This window comes from Gemmatimonadota bacterium, assembly GCA_016719105.1.
In the GTDB taxonomy this organism is placed as follows: Bacteria; Gemmatimonadota; Gemmatimonadetes; order Gemmatimonadales; family Gemmatimonadaceae; genus SCN-70-22.
Genome location: JADKAQ010000002.1, coordinates 397750 through 420226, shown reverse-complemented (window position 1 = coordinate 420226; position 22477 = coordinate 397750). Strand labels below are relative to the sequence as shown.

General features: G+C 67.3%; 23 protein-coding genes and 5 tRNA genes. 5 read left to right on the top strand and 23 right to left on the bottom strand.

What is annotated here, in order from left to right:
- The 7 genes from atpD to IPN47_05440 form a co-directional block, all read right to left on the bottom strand.
- On the bottom strand, window positions 1–1434 hold the full coding sequence (gene atpD / locus IPN47_05470; protein ID MBK9407491.1) for a F0F1 ATP synthase subunit beta: 1434 nt from the start codon (window positions 1432–1434) through the stop codon (window positions 1–3).
- Window positions 1435–1586: 152 nt separating this feature from the next.
- A complete protein-coding gene (gene atpG, locus IPN47_05465; protein ID MBK9407490.1) occupies window positions 1587–2447 on the bottom strand; it encodes an ATP synthase F1 subunit gamma in 861 nt (286 codons plus the stop codon).
- 73 nt (window positions 2448–2520) lie between these two features.
- Window positions 2521–4089, bottom strand: a complete 1569-nt coding sequence (locus IPN47_05460; protein MBK9407489.1) for a F0F1 ATP synthase subunit alpha — start codon at window positions 4087–4089, stop codon at window positions 2521–2523.
- A gap of 197 nt (window positions 4090–4286) precedes the next feature.
- Window positions 4287–5126 (bottom strand): helix-turn-helix transcriptional regulator, encoded by an 840-nt coding sequence (locus tag IPN47_05455; GenBank protein ID MBK9407488.1) that lies wholly within the window; start codon window positions 5124–5126, stop codon window positions 4287–4289.
- 5 nt (window positions 5127–5131) lie between these two features.
- Window positions 5132–5587, bottom strand: coding sequence for an NUDIX hydrolase (locus IPN47_05450; protein MBK9407487.1), 456 nt, complete (start codon window positions 5585–5587; stop codon window positions 5132–5134).
- A gap of 3 nt (window positions 5588–5590) precedes the next feature.
- A complete protein-coding gene (locus IPN47_05445) occupies window positions 5591–6346 on the bottom strand; it encodes an ABC transporter ATP-binding protein (protein MBK9407486.1) in 756 nt (251 codons plus the stop codon).
- Window positions 6347–6594: 248 nt separating this feature from the next.
- Window positions 6595–7482, bottom strand: coding sequence for an RNA polymerase sigma factor RpoD/SigA (locus IPN47_05440; GenBank protein MBK9407485.1), 888 nt, complete (start codon window positions 7480–7482; stop codon window positions 6595–6597).
- A 253-nt stretch (window positions 7483–7735) separates the two neighbouring features.
- On the opposite strand from IPN47_05440, the gene IPN47_05435 reads away from it, so the two are divergent.
- The 5 genes from IPN47_05435 (at window position 7736) to IPN47_05415 (ending at window position 8489) form a co-directional block, all read left to right on the top strand.
- A tRNA-Ala gene (locus tag IPN47_05435) sits at window positions 7736–7808 on the top strand.
- Between the two features lie 93 nt (window positions 7809–7901).
- Window positions 7902–7974 (top strand) — tRNA-Gly (locus IPN47_05430).
- A gap of 88 nt (window positions 7975–8062) precedes the next feature.
- Window positions 8063–8136: transfer RNA gene (locus IPN47_05425), tRNA-Val, on the top strand.
- Window positions 8137–8314: 178 nt separating this feature from the next.
- Window positions 8315–8388 (top strand) — tRNA-Arg (locus IPN47_05420).
- 27 nt (window positions 8389–8415) lie between these two features.
- A tRNA-Pro gene (locus IPN47_05415) sits at window positions 8416–8489 on the top strand.
- A gap of 126 nt (window positions 8490–8615) precedes the next feature.
- On the opposite strand, the gene IPN47_05410 is transcribed toward IPN47_05415, so the two are convergent.
- The 16 genes from IPN47_05410 to IPN47_05335 form a co-directional block, all read right to left on the bottom strand.
- Window positions 8616–9680: a chemotaxis response regulator protein-glutamate methylesterase gene (locus IPN47_05410; protein ID MBK9407484.1), complete on the bottom strand. Its 1065-nt coding sequence runs from the start codon at window positions 9678–9680 to the stop codon at window positions 8616–8618.
- The gene (locus IPN47_05405) at window positions 9626–10204 is read right to left on the bottom strand and encodes a chemotaxis protein CheX (protein ID MBK9407483.1); all 579 of its coding nucleotides are present in this window, start codon (window positions 10202–10204) and stop codon (window positions 9626–9628) included. The genes IPN47_05410 and IPN47_05405 overlap by 55 nt, the downstream gene beginning before the upstream one ends.
- The gene (locus tag IPN47_05400) at window positions 10197–10580 is read right to left on the bottom strand and encodes a response regulator (GenBank protein MBK9407482.1); all 384 of its coding nucleotides are present in this window, start codon (window positions 10578–10580) and stop codon (window positions 10197–10199) included. The genes IPN47_05405 and IPN47_05400 overlap by 8 nt, the downstream gene beginning before the upstream one ends.
- A gap of 21 nt (window positions 10581–10601) precedes the next feature.
- Complete coding sequence (locus tag IPN47_05395; protein ID MBK9407481.1) at window positions 10602–11090, bottom strand: chemotaxis protein CheD; 489 nt, start codon at window positions 11088–11090, stop codon at window positions 10602–10604.
- Between the two features lie 17 nt (window positions 11091–11107).
- The gene (locus IPN47_05390) at window positions 11108–11947 is read right to left on the bottom strand and encodes a protein-glutamate O-methyltransferase (protein ID MBK9407480.1); all 840 of its coding nucleotides are present in this window, start codon (window positions 11945–11947) and stop codon (window positions 11108–11110) included.
- Window positions 11944–12459, bottom strand: a complete 516-nt coding sequence (locus IPN47_05385) for a purine-binding chemotaxis protein CheW (GenBank protein MBK9407479.1) — start codon at window positions 12457–12459, stop codon at window positions 11944–11946. The genes IPN47_05390 and IPN47_05385 overlap by 4 nt, the downstream gene beginning before the upstream one ends.
- Before the next feature lie 17 nt (window positions 12460–12476).
- Complete coding sequence (locus IPN47_05380; GenBank protein ID MBK9407478.1) at window positions 12477–14642, bottom strand: chemotaxis protein CheA; 2166 nt, start codon at window positions 14640–14642, stop codon at window positions 12477–12479.
- Window positions 14643–14873: 231 nt separating this feature from the next.
- A complete protein-coding gene (locus IPN47_05375; protein MBK9407477.1) occupies window positions 14874–15596 on the bottom strand; it encodes a hypothetical protein in 723 nt (240 codons plus the stop codon).
- 2 nt (window positions 15597–15598) lie between these two features.
- Window positions 15599–15976, bottom strand: a complete 378-nt coding sequence (locus IPN47_05370) for a response regulator (GenBank protein ID MBK9407476.1) — start codon at window positions 15974–15976, stop codon at window positions 15599–15601.
- A gap of 27 nt (window positions 15977–16003) precedes the next feature.
- Window positions 16004–16303: a flagellar biosynthesis anti-sigma factor FlgM gene (locus IPN47_05365; protein MBK9407475.1), complete on the bottom strand. Its 300-nt coding sequence runs from the start codon at window positions 16301–16303 to the stop codon at window positions 16004–16006.
- A 62-nt stretch (window positions 16304–16365) separates the two neighbouring features.
- Window positions 16366–16746, bottom strand: a complete 381-nt coding sequence (locus IPN47_05360; protein ID MBK9407474.1) for a hypothetical protein — start codon at window positions 16744–16746, stop codon at window positions 16366–16368.
- A 17-nt stretch (window positions 16747–16763) separates the two neighbouring features.
- Window positions 16764–17174, bottom strand: a complete 411-nt coding sequence (locus IPN47_05355) for a hypothetical protein (protein ID MBK9407473.1) — start codon at window positions 17172–17174, stop codon at window positions 16764–16766.
- Between the two features lie 8 nt (window positions 17175–17182).
- On the bottom strand, window positions 17183–17596 hold the full coding sequence (gene fliS / locus IPN47_05350) for a flagellar export chaperone FliS (GenBank protein MBK9407472.1): 414 nt from the start codon (window positions 17594–17596) through the stop codon (window positions 17183–17185).
- A gap of 36 nt (window positions 17597–17632) precedes the next feature.
- Window positions 17633–20305 carry a flagellar filament capping protein FliD gene (gene fliD, locus IPN47_05345; GenBank protein ID MBK9407471.1) on the bottom strand — a complete coding sequence of 891 codons (2673 nt, stop codon included), beginning with the start codon at window positions 20303–20305 and terminating at the stop codon, window positions 17633–17635.
- Between the two features lie 81 nt (window positions 20306–20386).
- Entirely contained in the window at window positions 20387–21481 is a 1095-nt protein-coding gene (locus tag IPN47_05340) for a flagellin (protein ID MBK9407470.1), read from the bottom strand.
- A 151-nt stretch (window positions 21482–21632) separates the two neighbouring features.
- The gene (locus IPN47_05335; protein MBK9407469.1) at window positions 21633–22460 is read right to left on the bottom strand and encodes an FkbM family methyltransferase; all 828 of its coding nucleotides are present in this window, start codon (window positions 22458–22460) and stop codon (window positions 21633–21635) included.
- Window positions 22461–22477: the final 17 nt, after the last annotated feature.

Here is a 22477-nt window from a genome sequence, read left to right as displayed (position 1 = left end):
TTAGGCCTTGGCGATGCGCTCGGCGTTCTTGACGATGTCGTCAGCGCCGCCGCACATGAAGAACGCCTGCTCCGGGTACTGGTCGAACTCGCCGGCGCAGAGGCGCTCGAACGAGGAGATCGTCTCCTCGAGCTTCACGTACGCGCCCTTCATGCCGGTGAACTGCTCGGCGACCGCAAACGGCTGCGACATGAAGCGCTGCAGGCGGCGCGCACGTCCCACGACCAGCTTGTCGTCCTCGGAGAGCTCGTCCATGCCGAGGATGGCGATGATGTCCTGCAGTTCCTTGTAGCGCTGCAGGATGCGCTGCACCTCGATGGCGACCTTGTAGTGGCGCTCCCCGATGAACTGCGGATCGAGGATTCGCGACGACGAGTCGAGCGGGTCGACGGCCGGGTAGATGCCGAGCTCGGTGATCGCGCGGTTGAGCACCGTGGTCGCGTCGAGGTGGGCGAACGCCGTCGCCGGCGCCGGGTCGGTGAGGTCGTCGGCGGGAACGTAGATGGCCTGCACCGAGGTGATCGAGCCGTTGCGCGTCGAGGTGATGCGCTCCTGCAGGTCACCCATCTCCGTGGCCAGCGTCGGCTGGTAGCCCACGGCGCTCGGCATGCGGCCCAGGAGCGCCGACACTTCCGAGCCCGCCTGCGTGAAGCGGAAGATGTTGTCGATGAAGACGAGCACGTCGGCGTTCTCACGATCGCGGAAGTACTCGGCCACCGTCAGCCCCGAGAGGCCGACGCGGAGGCGTGCACCTGGCGGCTCGTTCATCTGCCCGTAGATGAGGGCGACGGAATCGAGAATGCCGGCTTCCTTGAACTCGAGGTACAGGTCGTTCCCTTCGCGCGTGCGCTCACCCACGCCGCAGAACACCGACTTGCCGCCGTGTCCCTTGGCGACGTTGTTGATGAGCTCCTGGATGACGACCGTCTTGCCCACGCCGGCGCCGCCGAAGAGCCCGATCTTGCCGCCCTTCACGAACGGGGCGATGAGGTCGATGACCTTGATGCCCGTCTCGAAGATCTGCGTCTTGGGCTCGAGGTCGACGAAGTCGGGGCGCTTGCGATGAATCGGCCAGCGCTCGACCGACGCCGGGATGTCGGGGCCGTTGTCGACCGGCTCGCCGATCACGTTGAGGATGCGCCCGAGCGCGGCAGCACCGACCGGGACCGAGATCGCCGCACCGGTGTCGATCGCGTCCATGCCGCGCACGACGCCGTCCGTCGTGGACATGGCGACGGCGCGCACCTGATTGCGCCCGATGTGCTGCTGCACCTCGGCCACCACGCGGATCGTGGCACCGGAGTCGGTCTTGCCGCGGATCTCGAGCGCGTTGTAGAGCTCGGGAAGCGCGTCCGTATCGAACTCGACGTCGACGACGGGGCCGATGATCTGAACGATGCGGCCGACGGTCTGTGGGGCAGCGGTGGTGGACATACCTTTAAGAGAAGACGAGAAGACGGGAAGACGAGAAGACGAGGGACTGCTCATTCATCTAGCGATCTAGAACACCAGCTGCGCATCCACGCACCGAAGACGGACGAGTTCGGAGAAGACCATGTCTTCTCGTCTTCTCGTCTTCTCGTCTTCTATTCAAGCGCCGCCGCCCCACCAACGATCTCCGCAATCTCCTGCGTGATCTGCGCCTGACGGGCGCGGTTGTATGTGCGGCGGTAGACGGACAGGAGCTCCGTCGCGTTGTCGGTGGCGTTCTTCATGGCGGTGCGCCGGGCGATATGCTCGGCGGCCGCGGTTTCGACCAGCGTGCGGTACATCGTGTTGCGCACGTAGGAGGGGAGGAGTTCGGTGAGGATCTCCTCCGCCGACGGGTAGAGCAGGTAGTCCGGGGCCGCGCCCGTGCGCTTGGGCGGGATGACCGGGAGGACCTGCGCAGTCGTGGGAGGGCACGAGAGCGCCGACTTGAACTGCGCGTAGACGACGTAGACCGCGTCGAGCGACCCGTCGATGAAGCGCTGCATCAGACTGTCGACCAGCGACGCGGCATCGGCCGCAGTGGGGCGGTCGCTGATGTCGGTGCGGGCGGTGGCCAGCGTCTCCCCTAAATAGCGGAAGAAACCGATCCCCTTGCGCCCCGTGATGTGGAGCTCGGTCTCGATCCCCTGGGCGCGCAGCTGGGCCAACTGGGTGCGCGTCTCCTTGATGAGGTTCGAGTTGAACGCGCCGGCGAGGCCGCGATTGGAGTTGATGAGGATCACCGCCGCCTTGCGCGGCTTGGCCGGCTGCCGGAGGAGCGGAAACTGCTCTGCCAGTTCGGGGGTGTACAGCGAGGCGATGACGTCGGAGAGGGCGTTCGCATACGGCCGGGCTGCCTGCACCCGGTCCTGCGCGCGCTTCATCTTCGACGTCGACACCATCTCCAGGGTGCGCGTGATCTTCCGGGTGTTCTCGGTCGACTTGATGCGCGCCTTGAGTTCTCTGCCTTTGGCCATGTTCTAAAGAAAGACGGGAGTCGGGAGACGGGAGACGAGCGTGCGACCTGCGCCAGGCGCAGGTCGCGACGGGCTATCTCGCGACCTTCTTGTAGGCGTCGATGCCCTGCTTGAGGGCGGCTTCGATGTCCTTGGAGAGGGCCTTCTCCTTCCTGATCCCCTCGCCGACCTGCGGGTACTGCAGCGTCATGAACTCGAGGAAGCCCCGCTCCCACGCGCGCACCTTCGACACTTCGACATCGTCGATGAAGCCGTTGGAGACCGCGTAGATGATCATGACCTGCTGCTCGACCGGCATCGGTGCGTACTGCGGCTGCTTGAGCACCTCCACCGTGCGGGCGCCGCGCTCGAGCTGCTTCTTGGTGGCCGCATCGAGGTCCGAGGCAAAGGCGGCGAACGCTTCGAGCTCGCGATACTGCGCGAGGTCGAGGCGGAGGCGGCCCGCGACCGAACGCATCGCCTTGATCTGCGCCGAGCCCCCGACGCGCGACACCGAGATGCCGGCGTTGATGGCGGGGCGAACGTTGGCGTAGAAGAGGTCGGTCTCGAGGAAGATCTGCCCGTCGGTAATCGAGATGACGTTGGTCGGGATGTAGGCCGACACGTCGCCGGCCTGCGTCTCGATGATCGGGAGCGCGGTGAGCGATCCACCCGGCTTCTTGATCACCGTGCCGTCGCAGACGTCGGCGTCTTCACGGAGCTTGGCCGCGCGCTCGAGGAGGCGGGAGTGGAGATAGAAGACGTCACCCGGGAACGCCTCGCGACCCGGCGGACGGCGGAGCACCAGCGACAGCTGGCGGTACGCGGCGGCCTGCTTGGAGAGGTCGTCGTAGACGCACAGCGTGGCCTGGCCCTCGTCGTACATGAAGTACTCGGCCATCGCTGCGCCGGTGTAGGGCGCGATGTACTGCATCGGGGCGGGATCCGAGGCGGCCGCGACGACGACGATGGTGTAGTCCATCGCCCCCTGCTGGCGCAGCTTCTCGACCACCGAGGCCACCGTCGAGGCCTTCTGGCCGATGGCGACGTAGACGCAGGTGACGCCCTGCCCCTTCTGGTTGATGATCGTGTCGACCGCGATGGCGGTCTTGCCGGTGCCGCGGTCGCCGATGATGAGCTCGCGCTGGCCGCGGCCAATCGGGATCATCGCGTCGATCGACTTGATCCCGGTCTGCAGCGGTTCCTTCACCGGCTGCCTAACGATGATGCCGGGAGCCTGCGACTCGACGAGGCGGGTGTGCGGGGTGACCACCGGCCCCTTGCCGTCGATCGGCCGGCCGAGGGCGTCGACCACGCGGCCCACGAGGGCCGGGCCAACGGGCACTTCGAGCACGCGTCCGGTGCGACGGACTTCATCGCCTTCCTTCAGCTGCAAGTAGTCGCCGAGGATGACCGACCCGATGTTGTCCTCTTCGAGGTTCAACGTCAGCGCGGTGATCTTGTTGCCGGTCTGCGACGACGTGATCTCCAGCATCTCGCCGGCCATCGCCTTGCGCAGGCCGTAAATGCGCGCGACGCCGTCCTTCACCTCGAGGACGGTCCCTACTTCCTCGACATCGAGTGCATGCAGGTCCGCCGCCTCGATTTCACGGAGGAGGATGTCCTTGATTTCGCCGGGGCGCAGGATCGTATCAGAAGCCATATCGAGATCGGAGGCAGATAAGGATCGGAAAGCGAACGGGTAAAGCTTGTGAAAATTATCACAAGGCCACTCGGCATTCAAGCGAACAGGATAGGTCTTTCCTCCCCGTCTGGCGGTCCCCACCCTCCCCAGTTCTCCGGCTCCCCCCGTCCCGGTGGGATCACGAAGGGCGATCGCCCCGGCCGGCGACCAGCCGGCTACCCGGCCGCGACTCGGCGCCCTCGCACCACCGGCCGGCTCCGCATCCGCCCATGCACGAAGCGCTCGATGAGATCGACCGTGCGAAGCCGGGCCAACGAAGAGGGACGAATCCCGACGATGCGCTGGGAGGTCGTGCTGAGGTGGGACGACGACGCGAAGCCGAGGACCCGGGCCACGTCGCCCACGTCGTAGCCCGGATTCTTGGAGAGTTCGGCCGCCGCGGCCAGACGCACCAGGTCGATGACCCGCTTGAGGTTGGGGGCCCCCGCCGCCCCGAAGGCCCGGCTCAGATGCTCGCGCGTCACCCCGAGCGCCTCGGCGACCGCATTGGTATGAATCGGGCGCCCCGCATGCTCGACCAGGACGCGCCAGCTCTCGAGGCGGAGTGCGGTGTTCACGTGCAGCGATTCCGGGGGGACCGCGAGCGCCAGGGCAAACCGGGTCGTGAAGGCGCGCGGGATCACCAGGTCGCGCAGGACGTGATCGTCGACGCCATCGACGAGGACATCGGCGAAGTCGTAGGCCGCCGCGCGCGCGGCCAGTGCCCCATCGATCGCCCGCAACGGTGAGAGGGCGAAAAATGGGGCGCTCGGGAATTCGCGGGCGAGGTCGATGGCCCGCATGACGTCCTCGGTGGTGCCGCCAAGATCGACGACGGCGGCGTCGACCAGGCCCGTGCGAAAGGCGCGCTCGAACTCCCGGACGTTTCGGGCGAGGGTGAGGCGCGTGCGACGACGCGGGAAGGCGTCCTTTACGATCGTCCGCGCCCGATCGCGACTCGCCAGGACCACGACGCAGAGGGGGACAGGGGTCCCCGTGGTCCCGGCAATCGTCATGAGCGTCAGGTCGCGGAGGTGGGGGCGGCGTTGACGAGTTCGTGCGCGCGGCGCAGGACGGCGCGCGCATTCTCGTACGACACCAGTTCGGCCGCGCGTTCGAACGTCTCCCATCGACACGCCGTGATCCCCTCGTCGCGCTGGGGAGAGGTGACGGCGCTGTCGGACTCCATGAGATAGAAGTGGCAGACTTTGTGGATCAGTCGCCCGCGAAAGCGGAAATACCAGTCGATCGTCTCGATTTCGGCGCGCAGGCGCAGGTCACCGAGTCCGGTCTCTTCGGCGACCTCACGAATGGCCGCCGCGTCCGCGGTTTCGCCCGGCTCGAGGTGCCCCTTGGGAAAGCCCCAGTTGCGGTATGAATCGCGGATGAGGAGGAATAGCGGGCGCCCGCCGTGCAGTCGAACGACGACGCCGCCAGCGGAAATCTCCTCCCTCGCCTTCCCCGCCCGCGGCGCCATGGCTCAGGGGCCTCGCGTGGGCTCGTCGTCGAGCTCAGGACGCCCCTCGACGAATTGGCGCACGATGGGATCGGCGGAATTCCGGATCTCATCGACGGTCCCGACCTGGCGCACCTTCCCCTCGTAGAGCATCGCGATCTTGCTCCCCACGTGGTAGGCGCTGCGCATGTCGTGGGTGATGACGATGCTGGTGACGCCGAGCTTCTCGCGCATGCGCACCATCAACTCGTCGATGACCGCACTGGTGACGGGATCGAGTCCGGTCGTGGGTTCATCGTACAAGATGTATTTCGGACGTAGGGCGATGGCGCGGGCGAGACCGACGCGCTTGCGCATGCCGCCCGAGAGTTCGGCGGGAAAGCGATCCTGGACGTTCGGGAGGTCGACGAGTTCCAGGACCTCGTGCACGCGGTCGGCGATCTCCTTGGGGGAGAGTTGCCCCTGTTTGCGCAGTCCCATCGCGACGTTTTCGCCGATGGAGAGCGAATCGAAGAGGGCAGCAAACTGGAAGACGTAGCCGATGCGGGCGCGCAGGGCGTAGAGATCTCGGCGCGAGAGCTTGGGGACGTCGAGTCCATCGACGACGACGTTCCCTTCATCGGGCTCGAGGAGGCCGACGATGTGCTTGATCGCCACCGACTTTCCGCTCCCCGAATATCCGATGATGACCATCGTCTCTCCTTCGGCCACGTCGAGCGTGAAGCCTTGGAGCACCTTCTTGGAGCCAAACGCCTTGTGGACGTTCTGTAGGGAGATCAATGGAGAAGACGGGAAGATGCGAGCGCAGCGAGCACCCCAGCGAGCGCTGGGGCCCAGAGGCTTGAGACCGCGGGAAGACGAGAGGGTGCGCTACGCGACACTCGCCTCCGGTCCCAATCAACAGCATGAATGTGACGGGCGAAAGGGGCGCGCGGGGCCGTGACACGAGGGCGGGTTGGTGCGGAAAAGCGAACGGGCGAGCCGGTGAAGGCTCGCCCGTTGCACGTCCCGTCGACGATCGCGTAACGCTAGGCGGCGAAGCTGGAGAGCGCGCGCCCGACATCGCCTTCGCGGAGGCGCTTGAGGGCACGGTCGCGCAGCTGACGCACACGCTCGCGGGTAACGCCGAGCATGGAGCCGATTTCCTCGAGCGTGTGTTCACGCCCGCCCTCGAGCCCGAAGTAGAGCCGCAGGACCTTGGCGTCGCGGGGCGGAAGGGTGGAGAGCGCCAGTTCGATTTCATCGGAGAGGAAGCGGTTCATCGCTTCTTCTTCGGTGTCGGGCATTTCATCGGCGACGAAGCGCTCGATGAGGGCACGATCGCCTTCCGGATCCATCGGGGCATCGAGGCGGACGTCGCCGGTGTTGAGCGCGGCGAGCGACTGCACGACATCGACGGAGAGGCCGGTCAGCTGCGCCAGTTCCTCGGGAGTGGGCTCCCGGCGGAGCTTCTGGCGGAGGATTTCCGACGCCTTGATGATGCGGGAGAGATCGGCGGTGCGGTTGAGCGGGACGCGAACCGTGCGCCCCTGACGCGCGAGCGAGGAGAGGATGGCCTGACGGATCCACCACACGGCGTACGAGATGAACTTCACCCCCTGATCCGGATCGAACTTCCGGGCGGCGGTGAGGAGGCCGACGTTCCCTTCGCCGATGAGATCGATGAGGGGGAGGCCGCGGTTCTGGTACTTCTTCGCCACCGAGATGACGAAGCGCAGGTTGCGCTTGACGAGCTCCTGCAGCGCGTCCTGATCGCCCGCGCGGATCTTGCGGGCGAGTTCGATCTCTTCCGCCGCCTTGAGCAGCGGGTACGTGCTCACCTCGTACAGGTACTGGTCGAGGATGTCGCGCTCCGGCTCGCTCGGCGCGATCCCCGCGGGGGTCGTCCGGCGGCGGCGGCGCTTGACGTCAGTCATTGAGTAAAGTCCTCGTGGACTTGGCGTTTATAAAGAGAAGCGCGGCGCGAAAGGCGCTGCCGCACGAGAAACACTCGCGGATACCTGACGGTGTCTCGTCAGGCTAACGCAGGAGTGGAAAAAGTCGCTGCAAAATACCGTTCGATGGTGAATCCGCTAGAGTGGATTTCTTGACATCAATACTACTCCCGGATACACTTCCCGGTTCCTGAAAGCGGCGGTTGCCAGAAGTTGTCAGGGTGGCGTCGCGTGCGGGGGCGTAGCTCAGTTGGGAGAGCGCTTGAATGGCATTCAAGAGGTCAGGGGTTCGATTCCCCTCGCCTCCATGGTCGAGAAGGCTTCGACCTGGAATAGTGTGATGGCCTGCGATCGACGAGATTAGTTGCAGCTCACGAAAGCGGGCGTCAGGCTAGCGGTTCGCGGGAATAGCTCAGTTGGTAGAGCACAACCTTGCCAAGGTTGGGGTCGCGGGTTCGAGTCCCGTTTCCCGCTTCTCAGCGCAACGCCAGCATGCTTTACTCCGGGGTATTGGAATGAACGTGCGGGGCCGGCGGAAAGTTGCCGGTGGTTGCGGTGAATCGGGCGGTTAGCTCAGTTGGTTAGAGCGCCACGTTGACATCGTGGAGGTCACAAGTTCGAGTCTTGTACCGCCCATACGCCCTCGGCATCGCCGAGGGCGTTGGCTTTTCCGGAGGATTCTGTCGCGAGGCCACACCGCTCGCTCACTTGACGGCCTCCAGAGGGGTGTCTACCTTCCGCGTTCTTCGTCCGGCCAGTTGGTGGGGTCGTACGAGGCGCGAGCAGGTGCAGGTGTTGTAAGCGCTTATGGTGAGCGCCCATAGCTCAATTGGATAGAGCATCTGACTACGGATCAGAAGGTTGGGGGTTCGAGTCTCTCTGGGCGCATATCATTCGTTGAAATTCCGGTAGTTTCGGGGCGTAGCGTAGCCCGGTAGCGCGCCTGCTTCGGGAGCAGGAGGTCGCTGGTTCAAATCCAGTCGCCCCGACTATTCAGTTACGACGACATCAGAAACGCCCGTCACCCTCTCGGTGGCGGGCGTTTTCTCGCGTGTGCCCAGTGCGTCGGGACGACCTCATCCGTTCATCGATGCGCATCTCCCGCGGCGGTCGGGCTACCCGGCGGCGACCGCAGACGAGAGTGGAGTACGCCGGCCGGGGGCCAACGCGGCGAAGATCGCGTCGGCAACTTCGTGCAACGGCCGCACCTCGCGCGCAGCGCCCATCTCGATGGCCGCGCGCGGCATCCCGAACACGACCGAGCTCTGCTCGTCCTGCGCGATGGTCCAGGCACCGGCGTCGCGCATCGTCACGAGACCGCGCGCGCCGTCTTCACCCATTCCCGTGAGGATCACGCCGACGGCATTGCGGCCGGCGGCCTTGGACACCGACTGGAACATCACGTCGACGGCGGGGCGCTGATGGTGGACGAGGGGGCCGTCCTTGACGCGCGCGATCCACTGCGCCCCGCTCCGTTGCACGAGCAGATGGAAGTTGCCGGGCGCGATGAGCGCGATCCCCGGGGTGATGATGTCGCCGTCGCGCGCCTCGCGCACGTTGACGGCACACTGCTGATCGAGGCGCTGCGCAAACGACGCGGTGAAGCCGGCGGGCATGTGCTGCGTGATCACCGTCCCGGGGGCGTTGGCCGGGAATCGGCGCAGGACATCCTCGATGGCTCCGGTGCCACCGGTCGAGGCCCCGATGGCGACGAGCCGGTCGGTCGTGCGGATCTGCCCGATGTGCACCGACGGCGCGCTCGGCGCGGTCGCATCACGCTTGTGGAGCCGAGCGCGTGCGGCGGCGCGCACGGCCGCGACGAGGTGACGTTCGACGTCGGGGACGGAGTACTGCGTTCCGGGCTTGGGGACGACGTCGACCGCGCCGAGCGCCAGCGCGCGCACCGCCGCTTCGGAGTGTTTGGGCGTGAGCGACGAGACGATGATGACCGGGATGGGATAGTGCTGCATGAGCCGCTCGAGGAACGAGAGGCCATCCATCCGGGGCATTTCGACGTCCAGGGTGAGGACGTCGGGTCGGAGCTCGATGATCTTGTCGCGCGCCGCGTACGGGTCCATCGCCGTCCCGACCACCTCGATGTCGGGATAGCGCGACAACTCCTCACTCAACGCCTTGCGCACGACGGCGGAGTCATCGACCACGAGGACGCGGATCGGCATGGGAGTGGTGGGCAGCGTGGGCAGCGAAGGGACGAGTGCGGGGGGGCGCGCCGTGGCGCCCCTCTCAGAGCGACGGGTGCATCACGAGTGCGATATCGGCGCGTCCGCCTTCGACATCGAGCCGGATCCGCGCCGACTCGGCGCCGAGGGATTGGACGGCGTCGGACCAGCTGGCGAACAGCTGTGGGACTCCCAAGCGCGAAGACGGCCGCACTGCCCGCCACGCGCGGGAGGACGTTGCCACAGATGACGTTCGCGGCTTCGCCCAAGGCATCGCGCTGGTCATGGCCCGACGTGGGATCGTCCAGCCCGAGCATGTTGGCCGCGAGCGCAGGAAGGACCCCCCCCGACAGCTGCATGATGACGCCGCCGTGGGACGGACCGCTGAACGCGACCGCGACCACGCCTTCGACGTCCTCCCCGGGAATGTCGTCGGTGATCCCGGGTTCCGCGAAGAGATACGCGAGACTCTCGAAGGTCTCGGTCGCGGCCTCGAGAAGCGGGGAGGTGAGTGTCTCAGGCATCGGCGACTCCCAGGACCTTGAGCACGGTGGAGCGTACCTGCTCGGGGGTGAACGGCTTATGGATGAAGGAGACGCCACGCGCCTTGAACGAATCGATGCGGGTCTCGGATCCTTCGGTCGAGACGACGACGATTGCCACACCGGCGAGCCGCGCGTCGGCGCGGACCTGCTCGATGAGCTGCTCCCCGTTCATGACCGGCATATTGATGTCGACCAGGGCGAGGTCGACCTCGTGGGCCGCCAGCGAAGCGAGCGCCTCGGCGCCGTTGCCGGCCTGATACACGTTGGTCAGCGGGAGTCCGCTGAGGCGTAGAGTACGGATCAACATCGAGCGCATCACGGCGCTATCGTCGACCACCAGGACATTGAGTGCCATTGGAATCGTTCCTCGATGTGGTCAGAGCGTGGCTTCGCGACCGTTCGTCTTCACCAGTACCTCTCCCGAACTGACCTGCAGGAAGACGGTGCGCGACAAGCGCTGGCCACCGACATCCTCGGCGCGCAGGATGACACCGTTCTTCCACAGCAGCTTCTTGAGCGTGAGCACGTTGCGCTTGCCGACCTGGAAGGCGTCGGGTTGATCGCCGTCGCCCGTGGATGCGCCGCCGATGACCTTCACGATCAAGCGCTCCTTCTGGGCACCGGCGCGATAGGCGGCGCGGAACAGCTCGGGGACGCCCGTATCGACGAACATGTACGGGTTGCGCTGCGCCTTCTGCGGATCGATGTCGGACGAGGGGAGCATCACGTGCAACAGCCCCGCGACGCCGGCCACGGGATCGTGCACGCAGACACCCAGGCAGCTGCCTAACGCGTAGGTCACCAGCCGGTCCGCACTGCTGGCGGAGACGGCCATGTCGGCGATCCCGATCACCCGGTCTGCCATGCTATCGGTGGATTGCATCAGCGGCCCTTGCGATAGGTGGCAGGTTGCACGTAGGCGAGCTCGTGCCGGAGGCCGCTCAAGCTCTCCGAGTGCCCGACGAAGAGGTATCCGCCGGGAGCCAGGAGCGAGGCGTAGCGTGAGACGAGGCGTTCCTGCGTCGGCTTGTCGAAGTAGATCATCACGTTGCGGCAGAGGATCACGTCGAATGGCCCCTTCATGGGCCAGTCGCCCATGAGGTTGAGCCGGGCGAACTGCACGAGGTCGCGCGTGGCGGGGGCGACGCGCAGCCGATCGGTGGCGTTGGCGACCGGCTCGAAGTGCGTGCGGCGCAGGGCGGGCGGGACGTCGTCGAGCGTGTCGGCGTCATAGAGTCCCTCGCGCGCCCGCGCGAGAACGCGAGCCGAGATGTCGGTCGCGAGGATGCGCACGCGCGACGCGGCCGCCCCAAGCGTTTCGCGTGCGACCATCGCCACGGTGTACGGTTCCTCGCCGCTGGAGCAGCCCGCACTCCAGATGCGAATGGGGGCCCCCTTGCCGCCGAGCGCCGGCAACACCGTCGACTCGAGCAGGCGAAAGTGATCGACTTCGCGGAAGAACGAGGTCTTGTTGGTCGTGAGGACGTCGACCATCTCGGCGAGTTCGGCGCGCGAGGGCTCGCGCTCGACGATCTCCAGGTACTCGGTGACCGAGGCGAGGCCGAGCGCGCGCAGGCGCTTGGCGAGACGCGACCGCACGAGGCTCTCCTTCCCTGGCGGGAGCTGGATGCCCGAGATGCGGCCGACCAGCTCACCGACACGCCGGAACTGCGCGTCGGTGAGGTCGATCCCGCCAATGGAGCCGACCGAGGGAGCGGTCATTCGCGCGATGCCCCGCCGTCGCTCCCGGAGACGGACTGCACGCTATCGGCCTCCGAGGCCGTCAGCACGCGATCGATGTCGAGCAGGAGACGTACGCGTCCGTCGCCCTTGGCGAGGCCGAGCAGGTACTCCGTGCTGACGTCGACGCCGAACGAGGGCGTGGGCTCGATGTCGCCGTCGGCGATCGAGAGGACCTCGGAGACCTTGTCGACGACGACGCCGAGCTGGATGCCGTGCACCTGCACCACGATGATGCACTGCTCCTCCGCGCCATCGTGCGCCATGCCGAAGCGCTCACGCAGGTCGATGATCGGGATGACCTTGCCTCGTAGGTTGATGACGCCGCGCACAAACGACGGCGTGCGAGGTACCCGGGTGATCGGCAGCATCCCGATGATCTCGTGCACCTTGAGGATCTCGACCCCGTACTCCTCGCTGGCGAGGAAGAAGGTGAGGTACTTGCCCGCCTGGGCGAGTCGGGAGGTGCCGGGGGTGGCGGTCGCAGTCTGCATGGACGTGCTCCTGGCGGTCAGGCGACCGCGCGTGCGGTGCTGTGGACGTGATCGCCGGCGTCGCCGAGGCGCGCCAGCGTGAGGAGTTCGTTGACGTCGAGGATGAGGCCGACGCGGCCGTCGCCGAGAATGGCGCCACCGGAGATGGCGTTGACGCGACCGAGGCCGTTGCCGAGCGACTTGGCGACGACCTGCTGCTGGCCGAGGAGTTCATCGACGAGGAGGGCCGTGCGCTGGCTGCCGTCGCCGACCACCATGAGCAGCGCCTCGGTGGGATCCTCGACGGCGCCGGATACTCCAAAGACTCGGTGCAGGCGCACGAGGGGCATGATCTCGTCGCGCAGGATGACCATCTCGCCCTTGCCGGCCACCGTGGAGAGGGCGCTGCGCGCCGGACGGAACGAGAGGTGGATGTTGATGGTCGGGACGATGTAGCGCTCCGTCCCGACGCGGACGAGCATCCCGTCGGTGATGGCGAGGGTGAGCGGGAGGCGGACGAGGAAGGTCGTCCCCTGCCCGGCGCGCGACTGGATCTCGACGCGCCCGCGGAGCGCCTCGATGTTGCGGCGCACGACGTCCATCCCCACGCCACGCCCGGAGACGTCGGTGATCTTGTCGGCGGTGGAGAAGCCGGGGGCAAAGATCAGGTCGTACACGTCCTTGTCGCTGAGCCCTTCGGCCGAGGCGATGAGCCCCTGCTGGATCGCCTTGCGGACGATCTTGTCCCGATTGAGCCCGCGCCCGTCGTCGCTGAGTTCCACCACGACGTTGCCCGAGGCGTGATAGGCGGAGAGGCGCACGGTCCCGTGTTCGGGTTTGCCGAGGGCCCGGCGCTCATCCGGCGGCTCGATGCCATGGTCGACGGAGTTGCGCACCATGTGCACGAGGGGGTCACCGAGGAAGTCGACCATGTTGCGGTCGATCTCGGTGTCCTCCCCCTCCGCGACGAACTCGACGCGCTTGCCGCTGCGGCTCCCGAGGTCGCGCACGAGGCGCGCCACCTTCTGGAAGGGGCCCTTGAGGGGCACCATGCGCATGGCCATCGAGAGGTCTTGCAGCTCACGGACGATCTTGTCGGCGTGCGAGATCTTGCGATTGAGCTCGAGGTGCCCGCCCTGCTTGATGACGGCATCCTGCGAGATCATCGATTCGGCGATGACCAGCTCGCCCACCATCTCGATGAGGCGATCCAGGCGCTCGGTGCGGACGCGAACGCTCTGCTCAGCGGCGGGGCCGGCGCGGCGCGCACCGGCCGACGGGGTGGCGTCGCGCGCGGCGCCCAACTCGTCAGGCGACTCGTCTCCGGCGCCCTCGCCGGCACGATCGCCGCGCGTGAAGTCGCGGCCCGACGACGCGGCGCGTCCGTGTTCGGAGACGCCGGAGGCTTCGGGGTTGCGAACGAGGGCAAGCAGGGCGTCGTAGCCCGCGGGAATGGTCTCGCCGCGCCCTTCGAGCGCATCCTGCGTGGAGTCGAGCAGGGAGCGGAGCATGTCGCACGAGCGCAGCGCCAGGTCGGCGTAGCCACCCGTACAGCGGATCTCCCGATCGCGCACGCGGCTGAGGATCGTCTCGGCGTGGTGGGCGAACTCGGTGATGTAGTCGAGCGCGAGGAAGGCGGACGTGCCCTTGATCGTGTGGAAGGCGCGGAAGATCGTGTTGACCGCTTCGGCGTTGTCCGGGTCGACCTCGAGGCCGAGCAGTGCGGCCTCCGCGTGCTCGAGGAGCTCACGGCTCTCGGCGATGAAATCGCCGAGGAGCGAGAGGTCGGATTCGGGCGGGAGCAACGCGGCCGGGGCCCCCGACGGGCCGATCACTTCGGACGACACCGTGGCGACCGTCACGACGGTGGCGATCGGTGTCGGCATGCGCGGGGCCCTAGGGGCGGGGGCCGGGGCGGGTTCCGGCTCGTTCCCCAGGACCAGCGCCAGGCGATCGCGGAGGTCGAGGCGGTTCTGGGCCGCGGTCACGACCTGCTGCAGTTCGGTGGCGACGCGCTCGCGCGCATCGACGGCGGTGCCGCTCCACCGGACGAGGGCATCGCCCATGAGCGCTCGGACGCCCTCCGGCAACGACGCATCGTCGGTGAGGGCGCACAGGGTGTCGAGGATCTCCTGATAATCGTCGTCGGTGCCCTCGATGGCGATGAGTCGCGCGGCGAGGTCGTTGAGCGAGTGCGACGGCACGGGAAGCGAGTCGTGAAGAGGAGAGTGGCGCACGTCCGGCGGAGCGAGACGGCCGCGGACTGCCACCTCGAAGTGTCGGCCGCCGTTGTGCGCTTCTTGACCCCCCGGGCGGCCATCCCCTAACAAGCGAAAAGCGCCACCGCCCCGTGGGGCGATGGCGCGATGCGAAGGGGCGACGTCGTGCCGGCCGATCTCCCAACTGGGCGATCGTCCTATCCGGCGATCGCCGTGCTAGGCGATCGCCTTGGTGGCGACGATCTCGTCGGCGACCGCCTGGCGCTCGGCGCGGTTCTGCGTCGAGGCATTGGGGTCGAAGGTCACCGGACCGGTGGCGGCGCTGGGCGCCGGGGCGTCGGGGCTGACGACGCCGAAGACGGCGGGGTCGAACGCGTGCGCGATGTTCGCGAGCCGCGTCTCCATCTCGGTCAGGACCGCGGAGGCGTAGTTGAGCTGCTGGCTGGTGATGTCCTGGAACTGCATGTGCCCCATGAGGGCGAACAGTTCATCGCGCAGCGATGCGCGAATCATGCTGGCCCGGTCATCGGGTTCCCCGTGCTCGCCGGCGTAGGCGTCGAGGTCATCGACCATCATGTTGGCGCGATCGAGGCCATTCAGGATGTCGGTGGCGGCGGTCTCGGTGGCGTTGGAGACTTCGCGCAGTTTGTCATGCGTGTGCTGGATCTTCTCGACCGCGGCGCGTTCGAGGAGGTGCCGGCTCTGCCGCAACGAATCGAGGACGCCGAGAATCTCGGCGTAGCCACGCGCGAGGAGATCGGAGAGCCCGATGAGTCCGATGGAGGTCCCCTGTGGCTGGGTCATGGCCGCGCGCACTCGCTGTTCGAGGGATGGGGGGCCTTCACCATCGAGATCCCCCATATCGTGGATCGCGGTGTCGACCAGTCGAAGCGTCGCTTCGGAATCGTACAGAAGCTCGCTGGGCTGCTTGGCGCTCATGATCAGGCCGCCGCTGCGGTGCCGCTCAACACGGCGTCGATCTTTTCCTTCAAGACCTGCGGCGTGAACGGCTTCACGATGTAGTTGTTGACGCCGGCCTGGACGGCCGCGATGATGTCTTCCTTCACGCTGCGCGTGGTGACCATCAGGATGGGGACGGACTTGCCATCGGGATGGGCGCGCAGGGCACGCGTGAGGTCGAGCCCGGACATGTTCGGCATGTTCCAGTCGGTGATGACGAACTGGATCGATCCATCGAACTTGTCGACGGCCTCGCGGCCATCGCCGGCTTCGACACACTCGCTGTAGCCAATGCGTTGGAGCGAGTTGACGAGGATGCGCCGCATCGTGGCCGAATCGTCGACGACGAGGATCTTCATGGTCCGGGTCTCCTGCGGGGAAAGGTGCTAGACGTCGCCGCGCTCGATGATCCGTCGCGCGACTTCACCCACGACAGCATCGGCGTCGTATGCGCCACTGATGACGCGGCGGCGGATTTCGGCCAGGCGCTGTTCCGAGCCCTGGGAGGTCGGCTCGAGCTGGCCCGCCTTGGCGCGCCCAGCGTCGGAGATCTCGACCCGATCGAACTTCTCTACTTGCGACGGGGTCCGTGCGCTCGCTCGCTCACGCGCGTCGACCGGCTGGGTCGAGACGTCACGCGCACGATCGGGGCGAATCGGGCCGCCATTGCCGCCTTGGATCTTCATCGGCATCCTCCTTGCCTTGTGGTATCGGCAGTGTCGAGGAGGAACTTAATGTCGCCTGACGCCTAGAAGCGCTCGTCGACGGTGGGCGGCGGAGGGGCGGTGACCAATTCACTGGCCTGCCGACGCCGCCGCAGCAGTTCCTGCACGACGCCGCTCCCGAGCACGGGGGCGACGCCAGTGACCTGTTGCAAGGGGGGGGCCACGCGGTGCAGCTCCGAGAGCGCGGCGTGAATGAGCTCCTGCACCTCGGCGCTCGGCGCCTCGCCCAGTTCGTCCGCGATGGAGCCCGCGGGGGGTGAGTCCGTCGCGCCGGCGCGGCCGGCGTCGCGCTGCTCGCCCGAGGGGTCGGTCAGCTGCGTGCGCAGGGCGCCCAGCACCTCGGCGAGGAGCGCGGTATCGCGTGGCGACGGCGGATCGAACGGGGACTCCCAGCGCGGAGGCATGGATGCCGTGCCACTGCCTAACGTGTGCGATCGAGATGCTGCCGGCCCGCACCGCCGGCCGCCAGCGCGTACGCCGTCCGGGCCGCATCGTCGTGGCGGAGGCGATCGAGCTGTCCCCCGATCTCGAGCCGCGCGGCCTGGGCCCGACGTACCAGCTCGCCGTTGAGGCGCTCGGCCTCGGCGCCCGCGGCACGCACGGGGCGCATGAGGACGTCGAGGGCATCGCGCGTGGCCTTGGTGCTGGCGGTGCGGCGCGCGTCGCCGAGCACGCGGGAGAGCAGCGCCATGCGCGCGTCCAGGAGGCCGCGTGCATCGAGGGCCGCCTCGAGCGCGGCCCCGTCGTTCGCATCGACGGCGCGGAGCGCGGTCGCCGAGAGCGCCGTGAAGCGCTCAAAGAGCTGTTGCAGCTCGGCGGCTCCCTGCACCACGCCGGCCATCAGGAGGCGGCGACGGCCGCCGGCGCGTCGGACGTGGTGCGCGCGACGTGCGCGAAGGCCTCGTGCAGTTCGCTGGCCAGGCCGATGATCGCGTCGAGTCGTTCGGCGCTCGGCTTCACGCCCATCACCGACAGCTCGCCGAGCATGAAGGTGTAAATCGCCGACAGGCGCCCGGCCAGGTCGCCCCCCTGCTGGTGGTCGAGGGTGACCAGGAGCTCGGTCAGCGCCGCGCGCGCGCGGTCCAGCGAATCGGAGCGCGGACCCACCTCGGACGGTGCCAACTGCAGGCGCGCACGCCGCAGGTTGGTGAGGAGGTGTTCGTACACGATGACGACGAGCTGCGCGGGCGAGGCAGAGAGAACCTCTGCCTCACGATACCGCGCGGCCTGCTTGGCGAATGCCCCGTACGACATGCGGCCTCACTTCCGGAGTGGGAGCGATGGCGCCGGTCAGTTGTTCGACGAGTTCATCGAGTTGATGAAGCTCACGAGCGTCGACCCCTGCGCCTGGATGCGGCTGATCGCCGTTTCCATGGCCGTGAACTGCTTGAGCAGCGCGGCACGACGACGGTCCAGCGACTGTTGGACAGTATCGGCACGAGTGGTCAACTCATTGATCGAACGTTCCAGCTGCTCCTGCTGCGTGAAGATCGTCCCGTCGGCGCGGGCAAAGACGTCGGCGGTGTTGAAGAGCATCCCGCTGACGCCGAGCGTGAAGGCGATGTCGCCCACCGCTCCGGTGGCCGTCCCCGTGTACGACACGGCGAGACCGTCCGTCGGGTCGCCGACGATGGGCGGCTTGGCGGTCAGGATCTGCCCGCTGCCGAGCGCCGCAACGCCGCCGATCGTCCCGGCCACGTCGGTACCGGCGACCGTAGCGGCGGCGAGCCCGAGCTGGGCGGTGCCGTCGGCGCCGCCGGCCGTGTAGGCGATCGTGAAGGTCGAGGTTGATCCGTAGCGCGATCCCGTGAGCACGAGCTCGTTCCCGCTCTTGGAAGCCGTGACGGACATCTTCGAGTTGGAGAAGAGCGAGTTGAGCTTGGTGACGATCGTGTCGATGGTGTCGCCGTTGGCCAGCGCAATGCTCCCCGAGGCGCCGCTGATCGAATCGGAAATGGTCAGCGTGTCGGCGGTGGCATCGTCGGTGTAGGTGCCGCTGAATCCGGCGCCCGTGACGGTCGGCGTGGTGGCCGCGGCCGTGATGTTGACGGCGTACGTGCCCGGGACGGTCTTGCCGGTCGAGGTCCAGTATCCCAGCTGGCTGTTGGTGCTGCTCCCCGCCGTGTTGAAGAGGTTGACGACGTCGCTGAAGTTCGTCGTCAGGAGGCCCTTGAACACCGTCTCGTCGAGCTTGAGCGACCCGTCGGCCTGCAGGGCGAGCCCGGCGGCGCCGGCGCGTGTGTAGCTGCCGGAGAGCCCCGAGACGTTGGAGAGGAGCGACGAGGTGAGGGTGGCGATGGTGGAACGGAGCGTGGTGTTCCCCTTGAGCGCGGCGCCGTCCTTCTGCTGCTCGGCACGGAAGGAGACGAGCGCATTGTAGGCGGTAGCCACCGCCTTGACCTTGTCGGTCAATGCGTCGAGGTCACGTCCGACGGTGAGCGAGACGGTGCTCCCGACTTCGGCCTGCTGCAGGTTCAGCGTGACGCCGTTGAGCGCGTCGGAGATGGTGTTGGTGGAGCGCTTCACGACGACGCCGTCGACCCGGACCTTGGCGTCGGAGCCGGCGACGACTTCGCGCTGGCGCCCGACGGTGGTCACGAGCTGACGCCCGAGCGACACGACGCTGCCATCGGAGACGCGCGTGGCCGAGAGCGAGAGCGAGAGCTGCGAATCGCCCGACGTCCCGTCCGTGAGGACGATCTTACCACCGCTCAACGAGGCCGTGGCGGTGCGCGTCCCCGCGCCAAACCCGCTGGTGGCATCGTTGATCTTGTTGACCAGCGTCTGCATCGTGTCGGACGCACCCACCGCAAAGCTCAGCGAGACGGTGCTGCCGTCGCCGCGCGTCCCCTGGACGCTGAAGGTGTCGCCGGCCGCGAGCGCGAGGGCGTTGCCGTTGACGCGGAGGTCGGAGAGGAGCGTGGCCGCCCCTGCCGCCGCGCCTAACGCGTCGGTGAAGGCATTCTCGCTCGACACCGCCTGCGTGACGCCGCTGCGACCGTTCTTCACGAAGCCGAGCACCTCGAGGGCGCGCTGCCCGTCGACCGTGGTGGCGGAGAGCGTGTCGCTGGTGACGAGGCGATAGCCGGTCTTGCCGCCGGCGGTTTCGGAGACGACCGAGGCGTTGCCGCCGGCCGCCATGATGCGTGCGGCGATGGAGGCGAGCGAATCGACCGAGAGGTCGACCGCGATGGTGCGCCCGCCGACCTCGATGGTGCTCGGGGGAGGCATGCTCACCCCGAGCATGGTGGCGATGGCGGCGGTCGCGGACGACACCTTCTGCGACTGCACGCCGCCGTCGGAGGCGACGTTCAGCGTCTTGGTCCCGTCCACGATGCCCAGCGAGCTGAGGACGCCGGTGGCGTCGTCGATGAGCTCGATCCCCGCGGCGCCGGTCTGGTCGGCCGAGAGGACGAGGCGATGCTGCGTCGACCCCGTGCTGAGCACGGAGGCGGTGACACCGGAGGCCGAGGCGCCGGTGTTGAGGGCGTTGATCTTGTCGCGGACGTTGCTGAGGGTGTCGGTCGCGACGATGGTGACCTTCTGGCCATTGACCCCGAACTCCCCGCTCAACCCCAGCGCGCTGGTGGCGCTGGTGACGACGTTGCCGCTCAGCTTGTTGGCGCGCGCCAGGTCGAGCACCTCGACCGCATAGTTGCCCGGCGTTGCACCTGCCGAGGCCGTCGCGGTGAGGAGCGTCCGACCGCTGGAGACGCTGGTGCCGCCGGTGACCTGGAAGGCGCCGAACGCCGTGCTGTCGCGCAGCCCCTTGGCCGCGTCGCGGAACGCGACCGACAGGACCTGGTACTTGGACCACGCGTCGACGCGGCTCTGCGCCGCCGTCTTCTTCGTGGTGATCGGGTCGAGGCGGCGCTGCGTGTCGATTGTGATGAGCTGGTCGACGAGGTCGCGCCATTGCACGCCACTCGCGAGACCGCTGAAGCTGCTGATGGGGTCGGCCATGGGGTCCCTGCCTTCTTGTGCGAAGTCCCGGGATCGGCATGGGCGCCGATCCCGGGATCCTCCGCTGCCTGGCTACCGTGATTACCCGCGGAGCAGGGTGAGGATGTTCTGACCCGCCGAATTCGCCTGGGCGAGCATCGCGGTACCAGCCTGCGAGAGCACCTGGTTCTTCGTGAAGGTCGTCATCTCCGACGCCATGTCGACGTCACGGATGGTGGACTCGGCCGCACTGAAGTTCTGGATCGTGGTGCGGACGTTCTCGGTCGCGACTTCGATACGGCTCTGCAGCGAACCGATGACACCGAGCGCGGAGTTGACGTTGCCGATCGCGACGTCGATCTGCGCCATGGCCGTCTGCGCGTTGGCCAGCGTGTCCGGGTCGGTGCTGACGGTGAGCGCCGAGGCGCGCAGGTCGAGCGTGCTGCCGGAGACCGTGATCTGGTCGTTCGTGCTGTACTGACCCGACGACGACACGAGGAAGGTACCGGTGCTGGCGCCGACGGTGATGTTGCCCGCGAGCGTGGCAGCGCCGACCGCCTGGTTGGTGTCGATCGACACGCCGAGGGCGGTGAAGTTCAGGGTCTGCTTGGTCGCCGACGTCACACCCAGCGTCTGCGAGGTCGAACCGTTGGTCAGGGTGACGATGTTGGAGCCCGAGGACAGCGTGAGTGCGCCCGTCCCAGCGCCCGTGAGGCGGATGGCGTACGCGCCCGTGCCGGCGCCGAGCGCCGTCGAGGACGAGTTGATCGTGGCACCGAACGCGCCGTTGAGGAGCGTGTTGCCCTGGAACTTGACCGTGGCGACGGTACGATCGATTTCCGCGCGCAGCGCCTGGTACTCCGTCGTGATACGCGAACGACCGGACGAGTCAACGTTGTCCGACGCCGCCTGCGACGCGAGCTCCTTCATGCGCTCGAGCATCTTCTGCACCGTGCCGGCCGCGCCTTCGGCGATGTTCAGCACCGAGTTGGCCTGCTCCGAGTTACGAGCCGCCTGGCCGAGCGAGCGAATGTCCGCACGCAGGACGTTCGCGATGCCGAGACCGGCCGCGTCGTCAGCCGCGCGGGTGATGCGGAAGCCGCTGGACAACTTGGCCATCGAGGCAGAGACCTGCTCGTTGACGCGGGTAAGGTTGCCCTGGGCGCGCAGCGCGCTGACGTTCGTGTTGATACGCATCTGTCCAGCTCCTTGGTCTTGAAGTAGGGGAATCCGTTCCCCTCTGGGGTTCCGGCGGTGTGCCGTCCCTCCAAGAGCGTGTATCGGAGCCTTGGGTCCGGGACTTTAGTTTTCGGCGAAGAATCTTTGAAAGTGGGGCGAAAGGCCGCGCTCACGCCGCGGCCAGCGCCGGCGCTTCCGGGTGGCGGAAGAGCACGTTGAAGACGTAGTTCGTCTCCGGCGTCTCGTCGCCCTGCAGGCGCTGGATGAACGACTGCCCGGGCTGGAAGAGGTAGGTCTCGTAGCCCAGGTCGTTCATCAGGCTGCGCACGTGCCGCTCGCTCGCCCCCATCGACTCGAGGGCGAAGCGGTTGATCTCGGCGACGATGAAGGGGACGCGCGCACGCTTGAGCAGCTCGCGTGCGCCGACCAGGATCGCGAACTCCGCCCCCTCGGCGTCCATCTTGATGGCCTTGAGCGAGCGCATGTCGCGCCCGTCGAGGATGTGGTCGAGCGAGGTGACGAAGACCTTGCGGCTCTGCGGCGCCTTGCGCGTGCGTTCGTTGAACGGGTGACGCCCCACTTCCCAGAGGGCGTGGCCGCCATCGTTGTCGGCGTTGAAGAAGAAGTCGGCCACCGACGGCGATGCACCAACCGCCATGTGCAGGGGGCGCACGTTGGCGGCGCCATTCAGCTCGATGTGCTCGAGCAGGTGGGCGTAGTTGCTGGGATCCGGTTCGAAGGAGAAGACAGCACCGGTGGGCCCCACCAACTGCGAGGCGAGCATCGAGAAGTACCCGACATGCGCCCCGATGTCGATGAAGGCATCGCCAGGCTGCAGGATGGAGCCGATGAAGTTGGACGTCTCCGACTCGTACAGGCGGCCCGCGGAGAGGTCGTTGAGCATGAAACGCTGGCTCATGTGCGTGGCGTCGAGCAGGAGGCGCAGCTGGCGGGGGCCGTTGCCGGTATTGAGGGAGATGCTCAGTTCCTGGCGCATGTGATTCTCGGAAGACG

Bases quoted from the DNA above. Each gene is read 5' to 3' on its own strand.
- IPN47_05405 (MBK9407483.1), bottom strand. From the start codon at position 10,204: ATGCCTGAGACACTCACCTCCCCGCTTCTCGAGGCCGCGACCGAGACC.
- fliD (MBK9407471.1), bottom strand. From the start codon at position 20,305: ATGGCCGACCCCATCAGCAGCTTCAGCGGTCTCGCGAGTGGCGTGCAA.
- IPN47_05390 (MBK9407480.1), bottom strand. From the start codon at position 11,947: ATGACCGCTCCCTCGGTCGGCTCCATTGGCGGGATCGACCTCACCGAC.
- IPN47_05450 (MBK9407487.1), bottom strand. From the start codon at position 5,587: ATGGCGCCGCGGGCGGGGAAGGCGAGGGAGGAGATTTCCGCTGGCGGC.
- fliS (MBK9407472.1), bottom strand. From the start codon at position 17,596: ATGTCGTACGGGGCATTCGCCAAGCAGGCCGCGCGGTATCGTGAGGCA.
- IPN47_05455 (MBK9407488.1), bottom strand. From the start codon at position 5,126: ATGACGATTGCCGGGACCACGGGGACCCCTGTCCCCCTCTGCGTCGTG.
- IPN47_05370 (MBK9407476.1), bottom strand. From the start codon at position 15,976: ATGAAGATCCTCGTCGTCGACGATTCGGCCACGATGCGGCGCATCCTC.
- IPN47_05365 (MBK9407475.1), bottom strand. From the start codon at position 16,303: ATGAAGATCCAAGGCGGCAATGGCGGCCCGATTCGCCCCGATCGTGCG.
- IPN47_05360 (MBK9407474.1), bottom strand. From the start codon at position 16,746: ATGCCTCCGCGCTGGGAGTCCCCGTTCGATCCGCCGTCGCCACGCGAT.
- IPN47_05410 (MBK9407484.1), bottom strand. From the start codon at position 9,680: ATGCCGATCCGCGTCCTCGTGGTCGATGACTCCGCCGTCGTGCGCAAG.
- IPN47_05440 (MBK9407485.1), bottom strand. From the start codon at position 7,482: ATGACTGACGTCAAGCGCCGCCGCCGCCGGACGACCCCCGCGGGGATC.
- atpG (MBK9407490.1), bottom strand. From the start codon at position 2,447: ATGGCCAAAGGCAGAGAACTCAAGGCGCGCATCAAGTCGACCGAGAAC.
- IPN47_05375 (MBK9407477.1), bottom strand. From the start codon at position 15,596: ATGAGCGCCAAGCAGCCCAGCGAGCTTCTGTACGATTCCGAAGCGACG.
- IPN47_05460 (MBK9407489.1), bottom strand. From the start codon at position 4,089: ATGGCTTCTGATACGATCCTGCGCCCCGGCGAAATCAAGGACATCCTC.
- IPN47_05385 (MBK9407479.1), bottom strand. From the start codon at position 12,459: ATGCAGACTGCGACCGCCACCCCCGGCACCTCCCGACTCGCCCAGGCG.
- IPN47_05395 (MBK9407481.1), bottom strand. From the start codon at position 11,090: ATGGCAGACCGGGTGATCGGGATCGCCGACATGGCCGTCTCCGCCAGC.
- IPN47_05335 (MBK9407469.1), bottom strand. From the start codon at position 22,460: ATGCGCCAGGAACTGAGCATCTCCCTCAATACCGGCAACGGCCCCCGC.
- atpD (MBK9407491.1), bottom strand. From the start codon at position 1,434: ATGTCCACCACCGCTGCCCCACAGACCGTCGGCCGCATCGTTCAGATC.
- IPN47_05400 (MBK9407482.1), bottom strand. From the start codon at position 10,580: ATGGCACTCAATGTCCTGGTGGTCGACGATAGCGCCGTGATGCGCTCG.
- IPN47_05340 (MBK9407470.1), bottom strand. From the start codon at position 21,481: ATGCGTATCAACACGAACGTCAGCGCGCTGCGCGCCCAGGGCAACCTT.